This is a genomic window from Streptomyces sp. NPDC028289 (assembly GCF_055565975.1).
The window spans coordinates 462,701-483,188 of record NZ_JBVHTI010000005.1; the positions used below are offsets into that span (position 1 = coordinate 462,701).

The following is a 20,488-nucleotide window of genomic DNA, read 5'->3' on the forward strand; positions in this document are numbered from 1 at the left end:
CCCCCTGCCGGGGGGCCGGTCAGCCGACGGCCGCGACCTGCTCGGTGAACCCGAGTTCGCGCAGCGCGGTGCGCAGCCGGGCCGCGGCGTCGTCCAGGGCGGCCTCGTCCTTCTCGACGCGGGCCCGGGAGAAGTCGAGTTCGGCCATGCCCCAGGCGGGCGCGACATGGATGTGCAGGTGCGGCACCTCGAAGCCCGCGATGACCAGACCGGCCCGGGGCGCGTCCCAGGCGCGCCGCACGCCGCGGCCGATCGCCTGCGCCACCGTGACGCAGCGGGCCAGCAGTTCGCCGTCCGCGTCGGTCCACTGGTCCACCTCCCGCCGGGGCACCACCAGGGTGTGCCCCGGGGTCAGCGGGGCGATGCTCAGGAACGCGGCGACCTCGGAGTCCTGCCAGACGAACCGGGCGGGCAGTTCTCCGGCGAGGATCCGGGAAAAGAGCGTCGGCATGCGGCGAGTATCCCCCCGGGGCCCGAGAGCCCGTCAGGGGGTCCCGGTGCCCGGGAGCGGGCTCCCGGACCGCAGCAGGAGCACGGCGAGGTCGTCGGTGTGGCCGCCGGCCGGCCAGGCCTGCCGGACGAGGCCGTCGATGAGGCGCTCCAGGTCGTCGACGTCGGCGCGGGCGAGGTACTCGGCGAGGCCGGCGGTGGCGTGGCCGACGTCGGTGCCGGGGCGTTCGACGAGGCCGTCGGTGTAGAGCGCGAGGACCGCGCCCGCCGGGAGCGGGCCGCGGGTGAGGGGGTAGCGGGCGCAGGCGTCGACGCCCAGCGGCGGGCCGGGGTCGAGGTAGAGGGGGTGGGCCCGGCCGGCCGCCGGCCGCAGCAGCGGCGGTACGTGGCCCGCGCCGGCCAGGGTCAGCTCCTTGCGGGCCAGGTCGAGGTGGACGTAGAGGCAGGTCACCAGCAGGTCGGGGGTGAGGTCGGCGAGCAGCCGGTTGGTGCGGGCGATGACCTGGTCCGGGGCGGCGCCGGCGGTGGCGTGGGCATGGATGGCGGTACGGACCTGGCCCATCAGGGCGGCCGCGGCCATGCTGTGGCCCTCCACGTCGCCGATGACGGCGGCCGCGCACGTGTCGTCCAGGCGCAGCAGGTCGTAGAAGTCGCCGCCGACGTCGATGCCGTGCCCGGCCGGCAGGTAGCGGGCGGCGACGGTGAGACCGGGCACGGTGGGCAGGCTGCGCGGCAGGAGTGCCTGCTGGAGCTGGTGGACGAGGTGGTGCTGGGTGTCGTAGAGGCGGGCCCGGTCCAGGGCCTGGGCGAGCAGACCGGCCAGCGGGGTGAGGACGGCGCGTTCGTCGGTGGTGAAGACGTGCGGGTGCTCGTAGGAGAGGATGCAGCAGCCGACGGGGCGCCCCGAGATGATCAGGGGGAGGAAGGCCCACGCCTGTTTCCCGCTGATCCTGGGTGCCCGGGGGTAGCTGTTGGCCAGCTCGGCCGGGCTGCCGAAGAAGGCGGGGACGCCGCTCGCCAGGACCTGTCCCGCCGGGGTGACACCGGTGTCGAGGGGGAGGGCGTCGAGGCGTTCGACGGCGTCTGCGGGGTAGCCGTGCTGCCCGGCGATCCGCAGGCGGCCCGCCTCGGCGATGCTGAGCACGAGCCCCTGGGCGCCGAAGGCCGGCAGGATCTGGTCCGCGATCAGCGCGACCACGTCCTGGGTGGTCACCGTCTCGGTGAGCGCGGCCGCCAGGTGGACCAGTTGGTAGAGGCGTCCGGGCCTGGTCGGGGCAGGCTCCACGCGCCCGCTCGCGCCGGCTGCCGCAGTCTCCTCCCCGGCGGTGATCCACACGCTGATGCCGCTGGCGTCCGGGTGGAGGTGGAAGGTCAGCCACCGGTCCGGCGGGCGGAGCGCGTTGAAGGAGACCGGCGCCCGGCTGACGACCGCCAGCCGGTACCGCTCCTCGTACCTCAGGTCGTCCAGCCACGGCAGGGACTGCCAGGGCCGGGTGCCCAGCAGCCGGTCTGCGTCCCGGCCCAGCAGCCGCGCGGCCGGGGCGGACATGAACGTGACCCTGCCCTCCAGGTCCAGGGCCAGCGCACCCTCCGGGAGCCGGTCGAGGAAGTCGACGGCGGCCAGCGCGGTCTGGGCGGAGTGGTGCTGGGCGTCCACGGGTACGACACGCGGCCGGTCGGGGAGGGCGGGCGGCACCGGCGAGTCGTCCAGGAGCCGGGCCAGCCTGCGGGCGCTGGCGATGATGTGGTGGAGTTCGCGGGCGGTGGCCCGGGGCGGGTGGTCGGCGGGCCACATCAGCACGATCCCGCCCCAGCGGCGGCGAACCCCGCGCAGCGGGGCCGCGGCGAGCGCGAAGGGGTACGGCAGGACGGTCGCGGCCCGCGGGTAGCGGCGCGCCATCTCGTCCTGGGAGCCGACCCAGACCAGGTGGTCCTCCTTGATCGCGTCGGCCACCGGAACGGGGGCGGTCAGCGACAGCCGCTGCCAGGGCACGGTGAAGTCGACGGGCAGCCCGCACAGCGCCACCAGGCGCAGCAGCGCGGCCGGCTCCTCGACGAGGTAGACGCCGCCGATCGCCGCCCCCGTCCGGCGGACCATGTCGGCCAGCGCCACGCCCAGGGCATCGTCGACCGGGAGGTCGTCCCTGGGCCGGGCACGGAGCCGCATGACGTTCGTCCTCCGGTCGTGTGCGGTGGGCGGCGTACGCCGCGCGGAGCCCCTCCCGGGCCCCGCTACGGCGGCGTATACCACCCATTCACGACAATATGCGCATACCTTCTTGCGGCAACACCGGGTCTGCCGGTGCCTGCGGCCGTCCCCACCGGGCCCGGTTCGGCGCGAGGCGGGCGGGCTAGGATCCGGGCATGGCCCTGACCATGACCGACGTGGACCGGTTCGAGGCGGCCCGGCCGCGCCTGGCGGCCATCGCCTACCGTCTCCTGGGCTCCGCCAGCGAGGCCGAGGACGCCGTGCAGGACACGTACCTGCGCTGGGAGGCCGCCGACACCGGCCGTATCGAGGTCCCCGAGGCCTGGCTGACCAAGGTGCTCACCAACCTGTGTCTCAACCAGCTCACCTCGGCCCGCGCCCGGCGCGAGACCTACGTGGGCCAGTGGCTCCCCGAGCCGCTGCTCGCCGGCGACCCGATGCTCGGCCCCGCCGACACCGCGGAACGGCGGGAGTCGGTGTCGTACGCGGTCCTGGTCCTGCTGGAGCGCCTGACCCCGGCCGAGCGCGCGGTGTACGTGCTGCGGGAGGCCTTCGACTACCCGCACCGGGAGATCGCCCGGATCCTCGACCTCACCGAGGCCGCCAGCCAGCAGATCCTGCACCGGGCCAGGAAGCACGTCGCGCAGGGCAGGGCCCGCACCGAGGTCGACGAGGCCGCCGCCCGGCGGGTCGTCGAGGAGTTCCTCGCGGCCGCGACCAGCGGCCGGACCGAGCCGCTCGTCCGGCTGCTCACCGAGGACGCCGTCGCGGTCGGTGACGGCGGCGGGAAGGTCCCGGCGCGGGCCAAGGCGTTCGAGGGTGCCGTCGCGGTCGCGACGTTCATGCGGGGCCTGTTCAAGCCCGGCCCGGCGCAGCGCGCCCTGGCCGGCGGCTCCCTCGACCTGTACGTCACGACCGCCAACGGCGGACCCGCGCTGGTGGCGGTCGTCGACGGCCGGGTCTTCGGCGTGATGTGCCTGGAGATCACCACCGAGGGCATCGCCGCGCTCCGCAACCAGGTCAACCCCGACAAACTGGAGCGCGCGACCAGGCAGTGGGCGGCGACCGACCACGGCGCACCCCTGCTCCGCCTCTTCTGACGCGCCGCCCACTCCGATGCGGGTCGCTGTGGGCCGGCGTGAGCCGTTGTGAGCTGTTGTGAGCTGCTTCACACCGCCCTCCTGTCAGGGAACGGCGGGCCGTCCGGTTCAGGGGGCGACCCGCTGAAGAGCTGGATGACAGGAGCACGGACATGCAGCACCGCATCGTCGTCCTCGGCGCCGGATACGCCGGAGCCGTCGCCGCCGGCCGCCTCGCCCGGCGGCTGCGCCCCGAAGACGTCGCGATCACCCTCGTCAACGCCGAACCCGACTTCGTCGAGCGCGTCCGGATGCATCAGCTCGCGACCGGCCAGGAGCTGCGGCCCCGGCCGTTCGCCGAGATGTTCGCCGGGACCGGCGTGCGGCTGAGGCTCGCGAGGGTCACGGCGGTGGACGTCGACCGGAAGACGGTCACCACGGTCCCCACCGCCGAGGACGGCGTACCGGAGCCGGCGGAACTGGAGTACGACACCCTCGTGTACGCCCTCGGCAGCGCCTGGGACGACCAGGGCGTCCCCGGCGCCGCCGACCACGCCGACCAGATCGCGAGCCGCCCCGGAGCGCTCCGGCTGCGCCGGCGCCTCGCCGCCCTCCAGGCCGGAGAACGGGTGCTGGTGGTCGGCGGCGGACTCACCGGTCTGGAGGCCGTGACCGAGATCGCCGAGGCCCGCCCGGACCTCGACGTCGCCCTCGCCGCCCGCGGCGCCCTCGGCGACCGGCTCTCGCCGAAGGGCCGCCGTCACCTGCGGAAGGTCCTCGACGGGCTCGGCGTCACCGTGCACGAGCACACCGCCGTCACCGCGGTGGCGCCCGACCACGTGACCACGGCCGAGGGCGCGGTCGTCCCGGCCGCCGTCACCCTGTGGACCACCGGCTTCGCCGTCCACCCGCTCTCCCGGGCCACCGCCCTGGAGGTCACCGACGCCGGCCGGATCGTCGTCGACGGGACCATGCGCTCGGTCTCGCACCCGGACGTGTACGCCGTCGGCGACGCGGCCCTGGCGACGGGCCCGGCCGACAACCCGCTCCGCATGTCCTGCGCCTCGGGCCTCCCGATGGCCTGGCAGGCCGCCGACTCCATCGCGGCCCGCCTGACCGGCGGAAAGCTCCCGGACACCCCGCTGCGCTACGTCAACCAGTGCGTCTCGCTGGGCCGCAGGCAGGGTCTGATCCAGTACGTCACCGCCGACGACCGCGCCGTACGGGCGGCCCTGACCGGCCGGACCGCCGCCCTCTACAAGGAACTGATCTGCAAGGGCGCGGCCTGGGCCGTGGCCCACCCGATGCTCGGCCTCCCGTCCCGGCGCCGCCGCGTCGTACCGGATGCCGCCCGGTCGGACGCACCCCTCACGACCACGACACCGGCCTGACCGCACACCGCGCCGGTGCCCACCCGTGGGCACCGGCCACGGTCTCCGTCAGCCCTTCGGCCCCGCCGACTGCACCACCTCGAAGGACCACAGCGTCGACCCCGAAGCCGCCGGCCTCGGCCGCTCCCCCTCCGCACCCCCCTGGTGCGCGGCCTTCATCGGCCCCTCCATCCACGCCTGGAAGGACTCCTCGTCCCTCCAGCGCGTGTACACCAGATACTGGTCGGTCCCCTCGACCGGCCGCAGCAACTCGAACCACTCGAACCCGTCCGAGTTCTCCACCGCATGCGCCCGCGACGCGAACCGCTTCTCCAGCGTGTCCCGCTGCTCGGCGGGGACGGCCAATACGTTGATCTTGACTACGCTCATGCCCCTATCCTCCCGCAAGGGTGATCAGGAACGTGTGAGTGACCTCCAGACGCGCGTCTGGTTGCGAAGTGTGCCCCTCCGGCGATCTGGTCCCGGAGGAGGTCAAAAGTAAGCGGTGAGGCGCGGTACAGCGAGGCTGACCGCGAAGTTGGTTGTCTCGAACAGGGAAGTCGAGAAGTGCAGCACGATCAGGTCCTGGCGAGCCAGGCCGCCCAGGAGCTTGACGAACTCCTCGTCGAACCAGTCGCCGTGGGGTGATGGCTCTCCGATGCTGAGTGCTGGCACGTTGCGCCCGCCGTGGGCGGCGACCGCGGCCAGGACGCGGCGTTCGTCCCTGCCGCAGTGGCGCAGTAGGCGTGGGAAGAAGGTCTGGTTGAGCCGCTCCTGTACGGTCGCCAGCGCCCTGTGCATCGCCAGGTTGTCGATCGGTGAGAAGGAGGCGAGCCGCCACGCGGTCTCCCCGACGAACTGCACGAGCCACGGACTGCCTTCGCAGAACTCGACCGCGGCCTGCAGCGCGTGCTCGGTGAAGCACACCCCTTCCGTCTCGGCCGGTCGGGTCAAAGCGGCCCGTGCAGCGGCATCGCCCAGAGGTTCTAGCCGGGTGTAGCTGAGCGTGGCACTACGCGCGGCGTACGTGGTGGTGCTCGTGGGGTCGATCAGCTCCGCCCCGGACTGCTGCCAGGAAGGGAAAAGCCCTGCCCCCAGGAAGGCGATGGGCAGTCCGCGCTGCGCCGTCTGATGCAGCGCGGCATGCAGGACGCGCAGGTGTTGATTCGGCACGGTCTGCACCTCGTCCAACGCGAACAGCACACCGATTTCATGCATGCGGGCGACCTCGCCGATCTCGATGAACAGCCGCCTCAGGTCCAGGTCGAAGATGCCGGTGTCGGCGGTACCGGCCACGGCGTCCGCGTTGATCTCCAGCCGGACCCCGGCCACCGACACCGAGGCGAATGCTTTGAGCACGCCCAGTGCTCGCTTGACCCGGTCGGCGAAACGGTGGCGGCCACTCATCTCCATCAGCACGTCGCGGGCCAGCAGCGCGATCAGCGTGGACAGTTCCGTCCCGGGGATAGCCTCCTCCGCCCCGACGAACCACCCGCGCTCGCGGGCCCGGCCCACCAAGTGGTTGAACAGGACGGTCTTTCCCGAACCACGGGATCCAGTGACGAGCGGCGCCTCGCCGGACCGCCCGGCCTCCAGCCGGTCGAGTGTGACCTCGAACTGCTCCAGCACATCGTCCCGCCCTGCCAACATCGCGGGCTTGACCCCGGGGCTCGGGCTGTACGGCGACCGGCGCAAGTCCATGGACTGCAGCCTAGGCCCTCTTCTGTCGCCACAGCGGGGGGTATCAACCTGAACAAGCACTACCAGGCGCTGAACACGGCGTTATGGCGCAGTTGTTCGGCGCACCACCGGAAGTGCCCGTCGCTGTCGTCGAGCCCGAAGAGGTCGTAGGTGGTGAGGGCGTATGCGGCTTGGTAAACGGTGAGGGTTGCCGGCGCGTACCCAAGCTCGTGGGCGAAGAGCCGGGTGAGTTCTGCGGTGTGCTCCGCGGCGTGCGGTCCGTACATGTCCCAGATGGCAGCGGTGACGGCGGCCTCGAAGGCCGGGTCACCCGCGGTCGTGTAGAAGCCGAAGTCGAGTACGGCGACGGGCCGGCCGGCCGCGTCGATGTGGATGTTGGGCGGGACGAGGTCGCCGTGGATCGCTGTCACGGGGGCGTCGGGGAGCGACCGCAGTGCCTTTCGCACACGTCCGGCTCCTGCGTCGAAGTCCGGCACGTGGGCGGCCAGGGCGGCACCGTGCCGGGCAGCGGCCCTGACGACCAGGGCAGCGAGCGCGTCCTGGAAGCGGTCGTGATCTCGCCACAGCGGACGGTCGTCACCCTGGACGGTCAACTGGTGCATGGCTTCGGTGCCGGGCACGGAGGCCAGGCCGCGCAGGACGGCAAGCAACGCATCGCTGTGCTGCGTGGGCAGCTCACGTTCGTAGTCCACCTGCGACGAGTCGGCCTGCACTGAGACCCCGGGCAGCTTGCGCTCGTACGTCACCAGGACGCCCTCGTACTCCTCGACGTCGAGAATCTCCGGGGTGGAGAACGGCAGTGGGTGCCGTGCAATGTCCGCGTACACCTGGCGGGTGAGCTGGAAACCGGCCGGCGGCCGACCGCCCCACACTTTGGCGACCCTGTCCTCGCCCAGGCTGTAAACGACGCCCTCGACACCCGAGCCGATACGGCGGACACCCGCGTGCCCACGGTCCGCGAAGCGGACGAGCCATGGGTCGGCGAGTGGGGCTTCGTCGTCCGGGGTGGTCTCCATCCGTGCATTGGACCAGCAGCCGCACCGGCCTCGATAGGCGTTTTCGTGCTGTGCCTCGCCCGCGCACCAAGAGAGCTCCCCGGGAGCCGGTAGGCAGGTGAGCTTCCGAAACGCGGCCCTAGCGGTACATCAACGCACCCGTTGCGGCCGCAGCAGTTCGAACCACTCGAACCCGTCGGAGTTCTCCACGGCGTGCGCCCGGGAGGCGAACCGCTTCTCCAGCGTCTCCCGCTGCTCAGCGGGCACGGCCAGCACGTTGATCTTCACTACGCTCATGAACCCATCCTCTCGCAGAGGTCATGAGGAGCGCGTGAGTGACTGATCCTTTTCAGCGTGGCCCCTGAATGGTGAAGGTTCGGCTGCTTCCCGGCATCACCCCACGCGCCTCTGCCACTGGCGCGCCCCGGAATCCCAGTAGACCTGCACCCCGCGCCCGCGCGGGTCCGGGGCTCCGAGTGCTTCCAGGTCGGCCTCAGCCAGTGCACGAAGGGCGTCGTCGCTCAGCTCACCGCCCCCGAACCGGAACAGTATTCCAGCATCTGGATCAATGATCACATGCAGAGACGGCACTCCAAGTCCTTCGGCCCTGCCCTCTCGCTGGAAGAAGCCCTTTATGAACTCGCGCGCCTTTGCATAGGCGTCACCCGCCGACTGTGCTGCGATGGCCTGAAAGAAAGGCATGATTGCCGCGGTGGCTACGACAGTGGTAACCGTGGCCGGATCCCATGGTCTAGAATAAGCCACGCTATTAGCTGCCGCTGACATTTTCCGCCACTCGGCTTCCCTCTGGGCGGAACTCGCGGCGGCCTCTGCTTGAAGCCGTTTGACTCTGTCTTCTTTTGTCTTCGCAGTATCGAGAGCGCTGTGAACCCTAGCGGTCAACTGCTCCGATTCGAGGCCGTCTTGCGGCAGTCTGGGCAGCAGTTCTTCAAGAACTCGCCAGTCCTCGGTGAATCCTGACTCGATGGCCAGGCAGTGCCATGCCACTGCTTCGTTGGGGGTAGCGTGATGCCAGTGTGCCAGCTCGTTAGCGGCCTCGCCACTCCCCGTTCCTGTCAGGTCGACAAGGAGCTCCAGCGCTTCGACTTCCCTTTCTGATGTCCAAGAACGCATCTCGCGAGCCAACATCACGAGGTAATGGTCCCCGTCACTTGTTCGACGGCCGAAGCGCCGAAGCCAGGTCTCGGCTTCTGCCTCGTATTGAGAATCAGCACGAGCCAGTGAGATCAACGCATGGGCGGCTCCCCGTTCGGTTCCCCACCCTGCTTCGGCCAGCGGCAGTAGCCACTCCAGCGCTTCTTTCCAATGACTGTTTTCAAGGAACCAGTTCCCGAGGAGGCGCTGCGAATTCTGATTGCCTTCCTCCGCTCCCTTTCGAAATATCCATGGCCCCTTCGGAGTTTTGTTCGCTGCAGCCACGATGCCCCCTGTTCGAGCGCGGCCAGCTTCGTGACTGCCGCGTCCAGCCTGCGTAGTGTGTCGACCCTACTCGCAACGACGTCGCGAACAACGGGACTTCACGTCCTGTCCACAGGCGGCATCCTGGCTGGAATTGCACACTCAAAGCCGATAACACATTTCCGCTGGCACTCGGGGCCAACGCACGGTCAACCGGGCCTCGGCGCACGCCACGGAGCCCCGGTCCGCAGCCGCCACAACACACCATTGACCACCTGACGGTGATCACGCCACGGACGACCACGCCCGTCCACCTGCGGCAGCAAGGGCTCTATTCGCTCCCACGCCGCATCCGTCAACTCACCCCGGCCAGCCACAAGATCAATTGTGAGAGGAGTCCTTGCCCGGATCAGGCACCCTGTCCCGAACGAAGATGCTCAGCCGGTACGTAGTCGGTTGCATCAGGCGCCCGCAGAACGCGTCCATCCGCGCTGCGGACCAGTCGATCTGCGTGTCCGACGCTCGGAGGCGGCGCATATGCTCGCGCCACTGCGGCTCATCCTGGGTCTCGAAAAGCACTTCCCAGCGGCCTGCCTCCGGCGCGAAGCGGTCAGCAGCCCGCCGCATCCCGTCCTGGTGCTGACGTCTCCTCTTGCGCTGCCCCGGCATCGGCCCAGCATCGCTGGCCGTGACCGCCACGGCAATGCCATTGCCTACCGCCCCAGGCCAACACGAGGTTGATCATCTGTCAGACCGCTCCTAGTGGTACATCAACGCACCCGTTGCGGCCGCAGCAACTCGAACCACTCGAACCCGTCCGAGTTCTCCACCGCATGCGCCCGCGACGCGAACCGCTTCTCCAGCGTCTCGCGCTGCGCCGCCGGTACTTCCAGTACGTTGATCTTCACTACGCTCATGGACCCATCCTGGCGCAAGGGTGATCAGGAGGGCGTGAGGGACCAGGCCCCGTGTCCGGCGCATTTTGCAGCCGGTGACCGTGTTTCCGTGGCACTGCCCTAGCCTTCGTGACCGTGTTCAAGCGGTGGCATGTTCTGGCGGATGCCGAACGGCAGCGATGGGCTCTTGATCCGTTCGTGAGTGTGGGGCCGCTGGGGTTCGGGATGTCTCCCGATGAGGTCTCTGAGGCACTGAGCGGGGTCACCGGGGAAGCTCAGCGGCACAGGCTCAGCCGTCGTGCGCACGAGATCCCGCCACAGCGGACGGTCGTCGCCCTGGACGCCCAGCCGGCGCATGGCTTCGGTGCCGGGCACGGAGGCCAGGCCGCGCAGGACGGTGAGTAGCGCGTCGCTGTGCCGCGTGGGCAGTGCGCGCGCGAAGTCCACCTGCGCGGAGTCGCCGCCAGCGAGACACCTCGCAGCTTGCGCTCGTATGTCACCAGGACGGCTCGTATTTCCTCGACATCCTCCTCGACATCGAAGATCTCCAGGGTGGAGAACGGCAGTGGATGCCGTGCAATGTCCGCGTACACCCGGCGGGTGAGCTGGACATCGGCCGGCGGCCGACCGCTCCACAGCTTGGCGACCCTGTCCTCGCCCAGGCTGTGGACGACGCCCTCGACACCCGAGCCGATACGGCGAACATCCGTGTGCCCGCGGTCCGCGAAGCGGACGAGCCACGGGTCGGGGAGTGGGGCTTCGCAGTCCGGGGTGATCTCCATCCGCGCATTGGATCACCAGCGGCACCAAGAGGGCGCCCTGGACGTCGGCAGACAGGTGGGCTTCCGAGACGTGGCCCCAGGGCGCGTATCGGGTCGTGATCAATGCTCATCGCAGCCTCCGGGGCGGGCGCCCCGTCTGGGGCGCGGGGCCCGGCTGTCTGCGGCTGCGCCGCGTGGACGCGAGTGACCGGAAGCGTGCCGCAGGCAGGCCGTCGCGGGGCCCGAGAACCCCGGTTGCGTGCCCGCAGGGACGGTGCGTCAGACCATGGCGAGCCGGTCCACCAGCAGCTCCACCCTCGGCTCGGCGTCCTCGGGCAGCAGGCGGCCCGCGCGGGTCAGGGTCGCAAGGCCGTGCAGGGTCGCCCAGAACACCTCGGTGAACAGCCCCGGGTGGACGCCGTCGCCGGCGACCTCGCCGAGAGTCTCCAGCAGGGCGGCGAAGGCGTCCTTCAGAGGCTCGGGGGTGTCCTCCTGCGCGTACGCCAGGCCGCCGTCGAGCTGGAACAAGGCGTCGTAGACCGCCGGGTTGCGTGCGGCGAAGTCGAGGTAGGCGCCGGCCAGGGCGATGACCCGGGCGCGCGGGCCGTCCACGGCGGCGGTCGCGGCCCGCACCGCCGCGGCCATCTCGGTGGCGCCCTCGAGGGCGACGGCGCCGATGATCTCCCGCTTGCCGCGGAAGTGGCTGTAGAGGACGGGCTGGCTGTATTCGATGCGCTCGGCGAGCCGGCGAGTGGTGACTGCGTCCCAGCCCTGCTGTTCGGCGAGTTCGCGGGCTGACGCCACGATGAGGCGCTCGCGCTCCGCCCGTTCGCGCTGCTTGCGTTCTTGTACCGACATGAGTCGATCCTAGCACCGCTAGACAATCGAGCGGCAGTAGTACTAGCGTTGCCTCATCGGCTAGCAATGCTAGATCGCGGAGGGATCGTCATGCTCAACGCACTTGAGGTCGTCACCACCGTCGTCGTGGGGCTGATGGTGGGGGTGGAGTTCTCCGTCGCCTTCATCATGAACCGGATCCTGGACGCGCTTCCCGAGGACAGCGGCCAGCTCGGCCACGCCCACGGCGGCCGGATGCTCGGCGCCCTGATGCCGTTCTGGTACATAGGCTCGCTCGTCCTCAGCGCGATCTGGGCCATCGCCGGATGGCACCACCACGGCGCCGGACTCGTCGTCGCTGCCGCCGGCCTGCTGATCGTCAGCGTGGTCATGTCGATGCTGCTGCTCGTCCCGATCAACAACCGGAACAAGACCTGGACCCCCGACAACCGGCCCGCCGACTGGAAGCAGCAGTTGCGCCGCTGGGACCGCTACCACTACGTCCGCGTCGCCGTCATCATCGCCGCCTTCGCCCTGCTGGTCGCCGCCCGCACGTGATACCACCGCTGCCCGGCATGCACTGGTTCGCCCCTGTACCTCGACGACTTTCGCCTCGTCGAGGTGTGCCCGACATGGCTTCGGATTTCTGACCCCGCGGGCCGACGCCGCGCCGGTGGCGCCCAATCCCCACTCCTCGGGGTACGGCCGACCACCGAGATCCCGACATCCAGGAGTCCAGCTGCCGCTCAAATCCCACAACTCCGATCCCGGCAAGCTGCGCCCCCTCGATCAGCCGCGTCCACGCGGCTGATCGGGCCCCACACGATGCACCGGGCTCCACGAAGCTCACCAAGCTCACCAAGCTGACGAAGACTCGCAAGGAGAAGAGCAATGTCGCTGAAGAAGATCAACACCGTTCTGGTCGCTGCCTTCATCCTCTTCATCCTCTGGTTCGGGACGGAATTCATCCTGAGCCCGGAGACGACGGCGCCGACCTTCGGCCTGCCGGGCTGGCCGTCCGGCGACGGCGACGGCTTCCTGATCATCAAGGGAATCCGCGACGTCGTCCTGGCCCTGGTCCTGGGCATCCTGCTGGTGACAGGCCACCGCCGGGCGCTGGGCTGGGTGCTGCTGGTGGAGTCCCTCGCCGCATACGGCGACATGGCCACCGTGCTGGCCCACCACGGCTCCGTGGCCACCGCGCTCGGCGTCCACTGCCTGACCGCGACACTGATGGTGGTCAACGGCCTGCTGATAATGCGCGAGACCCGCAAGGTCGCGGCCACTCCGGCAACACCCGCCCCGCAGCCCGCCTAGGGCGCGGATCGGGTCGTGAGCAATCCGTGGCTTTCGCCCCGTTCCAGGCCCTGGCCCGGTAGACCGTCGTGCGTGACGCGCGCGCAACTGACGGTCGACGAGTGGGAGTTCATCGAGCCGCACCTGCCGACCGGCGAGTGCGGCCCGTACCCCAAGACCCTGCGGCAGCAGTTCGAGGGCGTGATCTGGCGGTTCCGGACCGGCGGGCAGTGGCGGGAGATGCCGAGCTCCGCCCGAAGACCGCCGTCTTGGGACGCTCGCGGGGCGGGCGGGCCAGCAAGGTTCACCTCGCCGCCGACCGCAAGTCCCGCCCGCCGGACAGGCGGCCGACAGCCCGCAGTTCATCCCCGTCATGCGAAAGATCCGGGTCTGCGGGCCCGTCGGCCGCCCTCCCACCCGGCCGGACGCAGTCGCCGGGGACAAGGCCTACACCTCCAGCGGTAATCGCTCCCACCTGCGCAAACGCCACATTGAGGCGGTCATCCCGGAGAAGGCCGACCAGGCCGCCAACCGGAAGAGGAAGGGTTCCGGGGGCCGGGCCGTCGGCCACGACGCCGGCCTGTACAAGGAGAGGAACACCGTCGAACGGCTGATCAACAAGCCCAAGGCATGGCGGGGCGTCGCCACTCGGTACGACAAGACCCCGGACAGCTACCTCGCCGGTCTTTACCTGCGTGCCTCGATGATCTGGATCAAAGACCTCGCAAGAGCGACCCATTCATCACGACCCGATACGCGCCCTGGCGTCCCCGGGTGAGACACCGCCTACGGCGAACGGGCCTCGGGGTCTTGAATGGCCCTCAGAGCGGGGCGGCGGGGCCGCGGCTGCCAGGGAGGGGAACGGCGAGCCGGGGCCCGGGGTGTGGGCCGTCGTCCGTGTGAGGGGGTCTGCCGCCTTCAGCTTGCCGGCGTGTGTGCCGTGCCCTTGGTGCGGACGTGCTGACGGAGAAAGAGAGCGGCTCGCTCCAGTGCCTCGTCGGCTTCGTCCAGAACGCCGGCGAACGCCTGGAAGACATGTGGAACGTCAGCGGTGACGTCCAGGATGACGTCCACTCCGGCTTCCCTCGCGCGCGTGGCCATGCGCGTGGAGTCGTCCAGGAGCATTTCGTTGGTGCCCGCCTGCAAAAGTATCGGGGGGAAACCGGTCAGGTCGGCGCGGATGGCGGGGCTGAGCATGGGCTGGTGCGGATCCTGTCCCGCAAGGTACATGGCCCCGGTGTGTTCCATGCCCTCACGCGTGAAGAACGGATCGATGTCCGCCTTGCTGTCCATGCTCCCGCCTGTCCGGGTCATGTCGAGTCCGGGGGAGAACGCCACGATCGCGGCAGGCATGGGCAGGCCCGCGCCGCGAGCGGCGAGGCAGGTGGCGGCAGTGAGGCCTCCACCGGCGGAGTCCCCGGCGAACGCGATCGCCGAAGGGTCTTCGCCGCTGTCGAGAAGTGCGCGGTAGGCGCTCAGCCCGTCCTCGATCGCGGCCGGGAACGGGTGCTCAGGGGCAAGCCGGTAATCCAACGAGAACGCCCTGAATCCTGTTTTGGTCACCAGGTTCCCCGTCAGCGACATCGCCGTCTCCGGTGAACCGACCACGTAGGAGCCGCCGTGGAAGTAAAGGATTGTCCCGGCCTTCGGAGTGCCGACCGGCTCGACGAGCACCGCTGGCCGGTCGCCGAGCGTCGCAGTCTGGGTGCGGATCCCGGCTGGGACGATCATTTCGGCCATCATCGCCCTGAAGCCGGCGCGGAGCTCCTCCACCGACCGAGGGCCCTCAGGCCGGGGCCGCCGGACCATCGCGTCGATTTCCGTGCGCTGTTTCCTGCTCATTGTCGCCTCCATCACAAGTGGATGCCAAGGAACTATCTGCCTAGGCATCTATGTGGGGGCTAAGATATATGCCATGGCATCTAAGTCAAGCGGTGGCGGGGTCGACCTCCCGGGCTTCTTCGCCGACCTCGTTCGCTGTGAGACGCGCCTCTACAACGCGCTGAACGACCGTCTTCGCGAGCGGCACGGGATCGTCACCTCGCAGTTCGAATTCCTGCGCTTCCTGCGCGACCGCCCTGGGTCCCGGGTGGCGGACCTCGCCGCTGAGTTCGCCATCGGGATCGGTGCGACCAGCAAGGGCATCGACCGCCTGGAGAAGCAGGCATGGGTCATACGGCGAACCAATCCATCGGATCGTCGCTCGTCACTGCTGGACCTGACCGATGACGGCCTGCAACTCGTCGAGGCGGCGGAGGCGACCTTCACCGAAACGCTGGCCGAGCTGACCGCAGGCGCCCTCCGTGGCCCCTCAGGACTGGCCGCCGTACAGGTCCTTTCGGAGCTCCGCTCCGTGCTCGAACGCGACCAGATCGGTCTGCCTACAGGCTGACCGGCATGTGGATCCAGTGCGATTGCCCGCTGGCCATGTGATCAGCCTTTGTTGCGAGGCGAATCCCGCAGATTGATCACAACTCGATACGCACCCTGGTGGTACATCAACGCTCCTGCTGCGGCCGCAGCAACTCGAACCACTCGAACCCGTCCGAGCCCTCCACGGCGTGCGCCCGCGACGCGAACCGCTTCTCCGGCGTCTCGCGCTGTTCGGCCGGCACTTCCAGTACGCGTGAGCGACCGGACCTGTCCGGCGGATCTTGCCGCCGATGGCGGCGTTTCCGTGGCACTGCCGTAGCCTCCGTCATCGTGTTCGAGTGGTGGCATGTGCTGGCGGACGACGAACGGCAGCAATGGTCCCTGGATCCGTTCGCGAGCGTGGGGCCACTGGGGTTCGATATGGGGCCCGGTGAGGTATCGGAGGCGCTGGGGGGGTGTTACAGGAGAAGCTCAGCGGCACAGGGTCGGCCGTCGTGCGAACGAGGCTGTCGGCGTCGTGGCGGAGGGCGAGTACCGGGAGTTCGGTCTGAAGCTGTACTACCGGGACGAACGGCTGGCCGGCATCGTGGTCGATGCGCTGCGGGGGCCCCAGGTCCTCGTGGAGGGTGTGGCCTGGGTCGGCCGGGCCCCTGCTCTGGCGCAAGGATGTGCAGCGCGCGGGCGATCACCTTCTCACGCGGCCGGTGTTCGTTCCCCCACTTCCTGCCGCGGGAAGCTTGGTCGCGCTGCTGAGCATGCCCGTCAGGCAGCCCGGCTCTGTTGCGGTGTGCGGAGGGACTGGTCAGCGCCTGCTCTTGATGTCCCACAGCGTCTGTTCGATCGGGCCTACCAGGACATCGACCAGTCCGTAGCGTTCCCGCACCTCGCGGTTCGTCCGTTCGGGAAATTCGCGGCCTTCCTCGCCCTTCCGCGCGATGACCTCCGACACGTCTGCACCATGTCGGCCAAAGCGCCAGTATGTGGTGACGCGGCGCGGATCCCTCGTGTAATTATCGATTGCATTGTTCTCTTGTACTTCGGCGCTTTGGACGATGGTGTCGTATTCTTTCTGCCCTCTCTTCAGCCATTGGGGAAGTGTGGCGCCGCGCCAGGAGTAATCAGGTCGACCAAAAGCTCCCAGATCGAGCTTGTCCTTGCGTGCCAAGCTCACGGTGGCATAGAACGCCAAATGGTCGTACGGCGTGTCGATGGGAAGCTGAACAATGGTTCGCGTGAGCGACTCGTCGTTTGCCTCGACCCAGTGTCCGGCAGGAATCCATGGCTGTGCTGCCACCAGTTCACCGGGCTGGTAGACCTCTCTGCGGGAGAGCGGGTGCTTCTCCCGGTATTTGATCCATTGCTCGGCGTCGGCCTGCCACTTGGCGCGCGGCCGGTCCGTCTTGCTCAGCGGTACGTGCTCCCCCATGGCGTGGAACTCGGTGCCCAGCACATAGAAACTCATATCACTGTGGTTCACGAGCTTGATGTCGACTGGCACGGAGAACGCGTTGCGGTCCCCGCTGAGCACCGCCTTGCCCACGGCCAGATGCACGAGAGGCTCGCCCCCGCGTCGGTACGGCTGATAGAGGTCCTGGTAGCCAAAATTGGCGACCGCCACAATAGTGGAGACGATCAGTGCCGCGGCTACCCTCTTCGGAGCAGGGATCTCGTCCAGTCTCCGCCACACCAGAACGACAGCCCATAGTGAACCCACCGAGAGAAAACCGAACAGTACCGGATAGCCGACCTTGTCACCGTCCTTCCATGTCTGAAGCAGGAGCAAGGTGTTCGTCAAAAGCGCTACGCCGGCACTGATCAGCGCAAGCATTCCGAAGTTGGAAATCGGCCCGCGAACCCAGCAGTCCACGACCGCGGCAACACCCACCACCATGCTGAGGGCTGCCAGGATGAGGGCCGCTCCCGTGACGCATCCCAGGAAAGTCAGAGCCGCGCTGAAGTCCTGGAAGCCGCACCAGCCCACCGGCAACGCCGTCAGGAGCAGGACCAGCAGGACCCCTGCCATTTCTGCCCGTGAGTATTTGCATTTCGTCAGGCCCCGCCTCACCATCACATGCGAGCCGGAGTGGGACCCTGAGGCATCAGGCCCAGGGGAAGTCGTCACATGATCACCTCCTCGCAACGCATCGGGATCCGTACACCAGGACCCTCGAATTCAGCATTCCGGCCGCGACCGGAAAACGCGGTCAACCAGCTCGGGACACGCTGTTCGACTGGATCACCTGGCGCTGAATACGGCGTTGTGGCGTAGTCGTTCGACGCGCCATCGGAAGTGTCCGTCGCTGTCATCCAGGCCGAAGAGGTCGTAGGTGGTGAGGGCGTACGCGGCTTGGTAGACGGTGAGGGTTGTCGGCGCGTACCCGAGCTCGTGTGCGAAGAGCCGGGTGAGTTCTGCGGTGTGCTCCGCGGCGTGCGGACCGTACATCTCCCGGACGGCAGCGGTGACGGCAGCCTCGAAGGCCGGGTCGCCCGCGGTCGTGTAGAAGCCGAAGTCGAGTACGGCAACGGGCCGACAGGCGGCGTCGACGTGGATGTTCGGCGGGACGAGGTCGCCGTGGATCGCTGTCACGGGGGCGTCGGGGAGCAAGCGCAGCGCCTTTTGCGTGCGTTCGACTCCCGCGTCGAAGTCCGGCACCTGGGCGGCCAGGGCGGCACCGTGCCGGGTGGCGGCCCGGGCGGCCAGGGCCGCGAGCGCGTCCTGGAAGCGGTCGTGGTCGCGCCACAGCGGACGGTCGTCGCCCTGGACGGTCAGCCGGCGCATGGCGTCGGTGCCGGGCACGGAGGCCAAGCCGCGCAGGACGGTGAGTATCGCGTTGCTGTGCTGCGCGGGCAGCTCGCGCTCATAGTCCATCTGTGCGGAGTCGGCCCGCAACGTGACACCGGGCAGCTTCCGCTCGTACGTCACCAGGACGCCCTCGTACTCCTCGACGTCGAGGATCTCCGGGGTGGAGAACGGCAGAGGGCGCCGCGCAAGGTCCGCGTACACCTGGCGGGTGAGCCGGAAATCGGCCGGCGGCCGACCGCTCCTCACCTTGGCCACCCGGTCGTCGCCCAGGCTGTAGACGACGCCCTCGACACCCGAGCCGATACGGCGGACACCCGTGTGCCCGCGCTCTGTGAAGCGGACAAGCCACGAGTCGGCGAGTGGGGCTCCGTCGCTCGGGACGATCTCCATCCGCGCATTGGACCAGATGCCGAACCGGCCTCGACAGGCGTTTTCGTGCTGTGCCGCGACCGCAGGTCAGGAGGGCGGCCCCGTCCTGCACGACCGGCCGCCGAGCTCCCCGCCGGTCACAGCCCACCCGAAGAATTCACCGAACTCCTGTACAACCCTTACTCCTTGACGCAGGTCTCCTGATCGCTGGACACCACTGACTCCGGCCGGCCGCCGGGCGCGGACGGCCCCCGCATGCCGCAGGAGACGACCCGCATGCACACGTTCCCGCGACTCGCCCTCGCGACGGCCACCGCTGCCGCGCTGACGGGCGGTCTGCTCACCTTCTCGGCAGCCTCGGCGTCGGCCGCGGACTCCGTCAAGGTCGCCCGCGCCGACTTCAACGGCGACGGCATCGGCGACATCGCCACCTCGGCCACCACCGCCTACGTCAGCGGCCACAAGGGCGCCGGCCAGGTCGTCGCCCTCTACGGCTCCGCCTCCGGCATCACCACCGCCAAGCGCACCACCCTCAGCCAGAACAGCCCCGGCGTCCCCGGCACCGCCGAGGCCGGCGACGACTTCGGCGAGGCCCTGGCGTACGCCGACTTCAACGCCGACGGTTACGACGACCTCGCCGTCGGCGCCCCGTCGGAGAAGGTCGGCTCCGACACCGACGGCGGTACCGTCACCCTCCTGTGGGGCTCCAAGAGCGGCCTCACCGGCAAGGGCGTCGACATCAAGGACCCGTCGCCGAGCAGCCACGACTACTGGGGGCTGCAGCTCGCCGCCGGTGACTTCGACGGCGACGGCAAGGCGGACCTCGCGGTCGGCAGCTCCGCGGCCACCCTGTGGGTGTTCAAGGGCGGCTTCTCCGGCAGCGGCACCCCCGGCGGCCGGTACACCGTCAAGCCGCCGATACAGCCGGGCACCAGCTCCTACCCGTACGGCCCGATGAAGCTCACCGCCGGCGACGTCAACGGCGACGGCCGTACCGACCTCGTCGTCGACGGGTACGAGACGAAGACCAGCGACCACTGGAACACCAACTACTGGCTGCCGGGCAGCGCCAAGGGCGTGACCGCCACCGGCGCCAAGGCGCTGAAGAGCGGCATCGTCACCGGCATCGGCGACATCAACGGCGACGGCTACGGCGACATCGTCAGCGGCGCCTCCTGGGACGCCAGCAGCGGCGGCACCGTCTTCCCGGACTCCGCCAACGGCGGCCGGGTGGCCATCACCTACGGCAGCGCCTCCGGCCCCGCCAAGGCCACCATGTTCAACCAGAACAGCGGGAACGTCCCCGGCGCCTCCGAGAAGGGCGACAACTTCGGCTGGGAGATCGACCTCGGCGACGTCAACGGCGACGGCTACGCCGACCTGGTCGTCTCCGCCCCGTACGAGGACATCGGCAGCAAGGCCAACACCGGCCAGGTCACCGTCCTCTACGGCTCGAAGACCGGGATCAACCTCGCCTCCGGCGCCCAGTCCTTCGCGCAGAGCACGGCCGGCGTCCCCGGCGACGACGAGAAGAACGACCTCTTCGGCGTCGACATCAAGCTCGACGACGTCACCGGCGACGGCAAGGCGGACCTGATCGTCGGCTCGTACGAGAACGGCGGCGACGGCGCGGTCACCTACCTGCCGTCCAACGGCTCGAAGATCACCACGACCGGCTCCCGGGCCCTCTCCGCAAGCAAGCTGGGCGTGTCGACGACCGGAACCCCGCAGCTCAGCGCCATCTTCGCCGACTGACCGGCCTGCCGCCGCACGGCACCGCACCACCTCCGCGGACCCGCGCACCTGCGGGTCCGCGGATCCCGCACCCGCGGACTCCCGCACCCGCGGACTCCCGCACCCGCGGACTCCCGCACCCGCGGACTCCCGCACCCGCGGACTCCCGCACCCGCGGACTCCCGCACCCGCGGAC

The 20,488-nt window shown here is 69.5% G+C and carries 17 protein-coding genes and 5 pseudogenes; 8 read left to right on the plus strand and 14 right to left on the minus strand.

Translation table 11 applies throughout. The annotated features are described in order from the left end of the window. Positions 1-19: 19 nt before the first annotated feature. A complete protein-coding gene (locus tag ACZ4UV_RS26860) occupies positions 20-451 on the minus strand; it encodes an HIT family protein (RefSeq protein ID WP_390045756.1) in 432 nt (143 codons plus the stop codon). 33 nt (positions 452-484) lie between these two features. Continuing rightward, positions 485-2,617 carry a SpoIIE family protein phosphatase gene (locus ACZ4UV_RS26865; RefSeq protein ID WP_467841238.1) on the minus strand — a complete coding sequence of 711 codons (2,133 nt, stop codon included), beginning with the start codon at positions 2,615-2,617 and terminating at the stop codon, positions 485-487. 197 nt (positions 2,618-2,814) lie between these two features. Here ACZ4UV_RS26865 and ACZ4UV_RS26870 point away from each other — a divergent pair, with 197 nt between their 5' ends. Further along, positions 2,815-3,759 carry an RNA polymerase sigma-70 factor gene (locus ACZ4UV_RS26870; protein ID WP_451015966.1) on the plus strand — a complete coding sequence of 315 codons (945 nt, stop codon included), beginning with the start codon at positions 2,815-2,817 and terminating at the stop codon, positions 3,757-3,759. 152 nt (positions 3,760-3,911) lie between these two features. Then, a complete protein-coding gene (locus ACZ4UV_RS26875) occupies positions 3,912-5,129 on the plus strand; it encodes an NAD(P)/FAD-dependent oxidoreductase (RefSeq protein WP_451015965.1) in 1,218 nt (405 codons plus the stop codon). 48 nt (positions 5,130-5,177) lie between these two features. Here the strand turns inward: ACZ4UV_RS26875 and ACZ4UV_RS26880 are convergent, their stop codons facing one another. The 9 genes and pseudogenes from ACZ4UV_RS26880 to ACZ4UV_RS26920 form a co-directional block, all read right to left on the minus strand. Continuing rightward, positions 5,178-5,498 carry an antibiotic biosynthesis monooxygenase family protein gene (locus tag ACZ4UV_RS26880; RefSeq protein WP_467841241.1) on the minus strand — a complete coding sequence of 107 codons (321 nt, stop codon included), beginning with the start codon at positions 5,496-5,498 and terminating at the stop codon, positions 5,178-5,180. A gap of 102 nt (positions 5,499-5,600) precedes the next feature. Further along, entirely contained in the window at positions 5,601-6,809 is a 1,209-nt protein-coding gene (locus tag ACZ4UV_RS26885; protein ID WP_467841243.1) for an ATP-binding protein, read from the minus strand. Between the two features lie 59 nt (positions 6,810-6,868). Beyond that, positions 6,869-7,825, minus strand: a complete 957-nt coding sequence (locus ACZ4UV_RS26890) for a phosphotransferase family protein (protein ID WP_467841246.1) — start codon at positions 7,823-7,825, stop codon at positions 6,869-6,871. Between the two features lie 144 nt (positions 7,826-7,969). Then, positions 7,970-8,101 (minus strand): annotated as a pseudogene (locus ACZ4UV_RS26895) (antibiotic biosynthesis monooxygenase family protein); the annotation flags it as partial. A 96-nt stretch (positions 8,102-8,197) separates the two neighbouring features. Further along, positions 8,198-9,244 carry a hypothetical protein gene (locus ACZ4UV_RS26900; RefSeq protein ID WP_467841249.1) on the minus strand — a complete coding sequence of 349 codons (1,047 nt, stop codon included), beginning with the start codon at positions 9,242-9,244 and terminating at the stop codon, positions 8,198-8,200. A gap of 206 nt (positions 9,245-9,450) precedes the next feature. Then, positions 9,451-9,600 (minus strand): annotated as a pseudogene (locus ACZ4UV_RS26905) (transposase); the annotation flags it as partial. Between the two features lie 408 nt (positions 9,601-10,008). Then, positions 10,009-10,140, minus strand: a pseudogene (locus ACZ4UV_RS26910) (antibiotic biosynthesis monooxygenase family protein); the annotation flags it as partial. A 254-nt stretch (positions 10,141-10,394) separates the two neighbouring features. After that, positions 10,395-10,901 (minus strand): hypothetical protein, encoded by a 507-nt coding sequence (locus tag ACZ4UV_RS26915; RefSeq protein ID WP_467841252.1) that lies wholly within the window; start codon positions 10,899-10,901, stop codon positions 10,395-10,397. A gap of 258 nt (positions 10,902-11,159) precedes the next feature. Further along, on the minus strand, positions 11,160-11,738 hold the full coding sequence (locus ACZ4UV_RS26920; protein ID WP_451015962.1) for a TetR/AcrR family transcriptional regulator: 579 nt from the start codon (positions 11,736-11,738) through the stop codon (positions 11,160-11,162). 90 nt (positions 11,739-11,828) lie between these two features. Here ACZ4UV_RS26920 and ACZ4UV_RS26925 point away from each other — a divergent pair, with 90 nt between their 5' ends. The 4 genes and pseudogenes from ACZ4UV_RS26925 to ACZ4UV_RS26940 all read left to right on the plus strand — a co-directional run. Beyond that, positions 11,829-12,275: an anthrone oxygenase family protein gene (locus tag ACZ4UV_RS26925; RefSeq protein ID WP_451015961.1), complete on the plus strand. Its 447-nt coding sequence runs from the start codon at positions 11,829-11,831 to the stop codon at positions 12,273-12,275. A 333-nt stretch (positions 12,276-12,608) separates the two neighbouring features. After that, entirely contained in the window at positions 12,609-13,034 is a 426-nt protein-coding gene (locus ACZ4UV_RS26930; RefSeq protein ID WP_451015960.1) for a DUF4267 domain-containing protein, read from the plus strand. Between the two features lie 72 nt (positions 13,035-13,106). After that, a pseudogene (locus ACZ4UV_RS26935) lies at positions 13,107-13,259 on the plus strand (transposase); the annotation flags it as partial. A gap of 2 nt (positions 13,260-13,261) precedes the next feature. Then, positions 13,262-13,791 (plus strand): annotated as a pseudogene (locus ACZ4UV_RS26940) (transposase); the annotation flags it as partial. A gap of 140 nt (positions 13,792-13,931) precedes the next feature. Here the strand turns inward: ACZ4UV_RS26940 and ACZ4UV_RS26945 are convergent. Continuing rightward, positions 13,932-14,855 carry an alpha/beta hydrolase gene (locus ACZ4UV_RS26945; protein WP_467841257.1) on the minus strand — a complete coding sequence of 308 codons (924 nt, stop codon included), beginning with the start codon at positions 14,853-14,855 and terminating at the stop codon, positions 13,932-13,934. Positions 14,856-14,928: 73 nt separating this feature from the next. Here ACZ4UV_RS26945 and ACZ4UV_RS26950 point away from each other — a divergent pair, with 73 nt between their 5' ends. Beyond that, on the plus strand, positions 14,929-15,405 hold the full coding sequence (locus ACZ4UV_RS26950; protein ID WP_451015958.1) for a MarR family winged helix-turn-helix transcriptional regulator: 477 nt from the start codon (positions 14,929-14,931) through the stop codon (positions 15,403-15,405). Positions 15,406-16,188: 783 nt separating this feature from the next. Here ACZ4UV_RS26950 and ACZ4UV_RS26955 read toward each other — a convergent pair. Continuing rightward, positions 16,189-17,409: a hypothetical protein gene (locus tag ACZ4UV_RS26955; RefSeq protein ID WP_390045770.1), complete on the minus strand. Its 1,221-nt coding sequence runs from the start codon at positions 17,407-17,409 to the stop codon at positions 16,189-16,191. A 213-nt stretch (positions 17,410-17,622) separates the two neighbouring features. Continuing rightward, the gene (locus ACZ4UV_RS26960) at positions 17,623-18,579 is read right to left on the minus strand and encodes an aminoglycoside phosphotransferase family protein (protein ID WP_467841262.1); all 957 of its coding nucleotides are present in this window, start codon (positions 18,577-18,579) and stop codon (positions 17,623-17,625) included. A 255-nt stretch (positions 18,580-18,834) separates the two neighbouring features. On the opposite strand from ACZ4UV_RS26960, the gene ACZ4UV_RS26965 reads away from it, so the two are divergent. After that, a complete protein-coding gene (locus ACZ4UV_RS26965) occupies positions 18,835-20,313 on the plus strand; it encodes an FG-GAP and VCBS repeat-containing protein (protein WP_451015954.1) in 1,479 nt (492 codons plus the stop codon). The last annotated feature ends 175 nt before the right edge of the window (positions 20,314-20,488 follow it).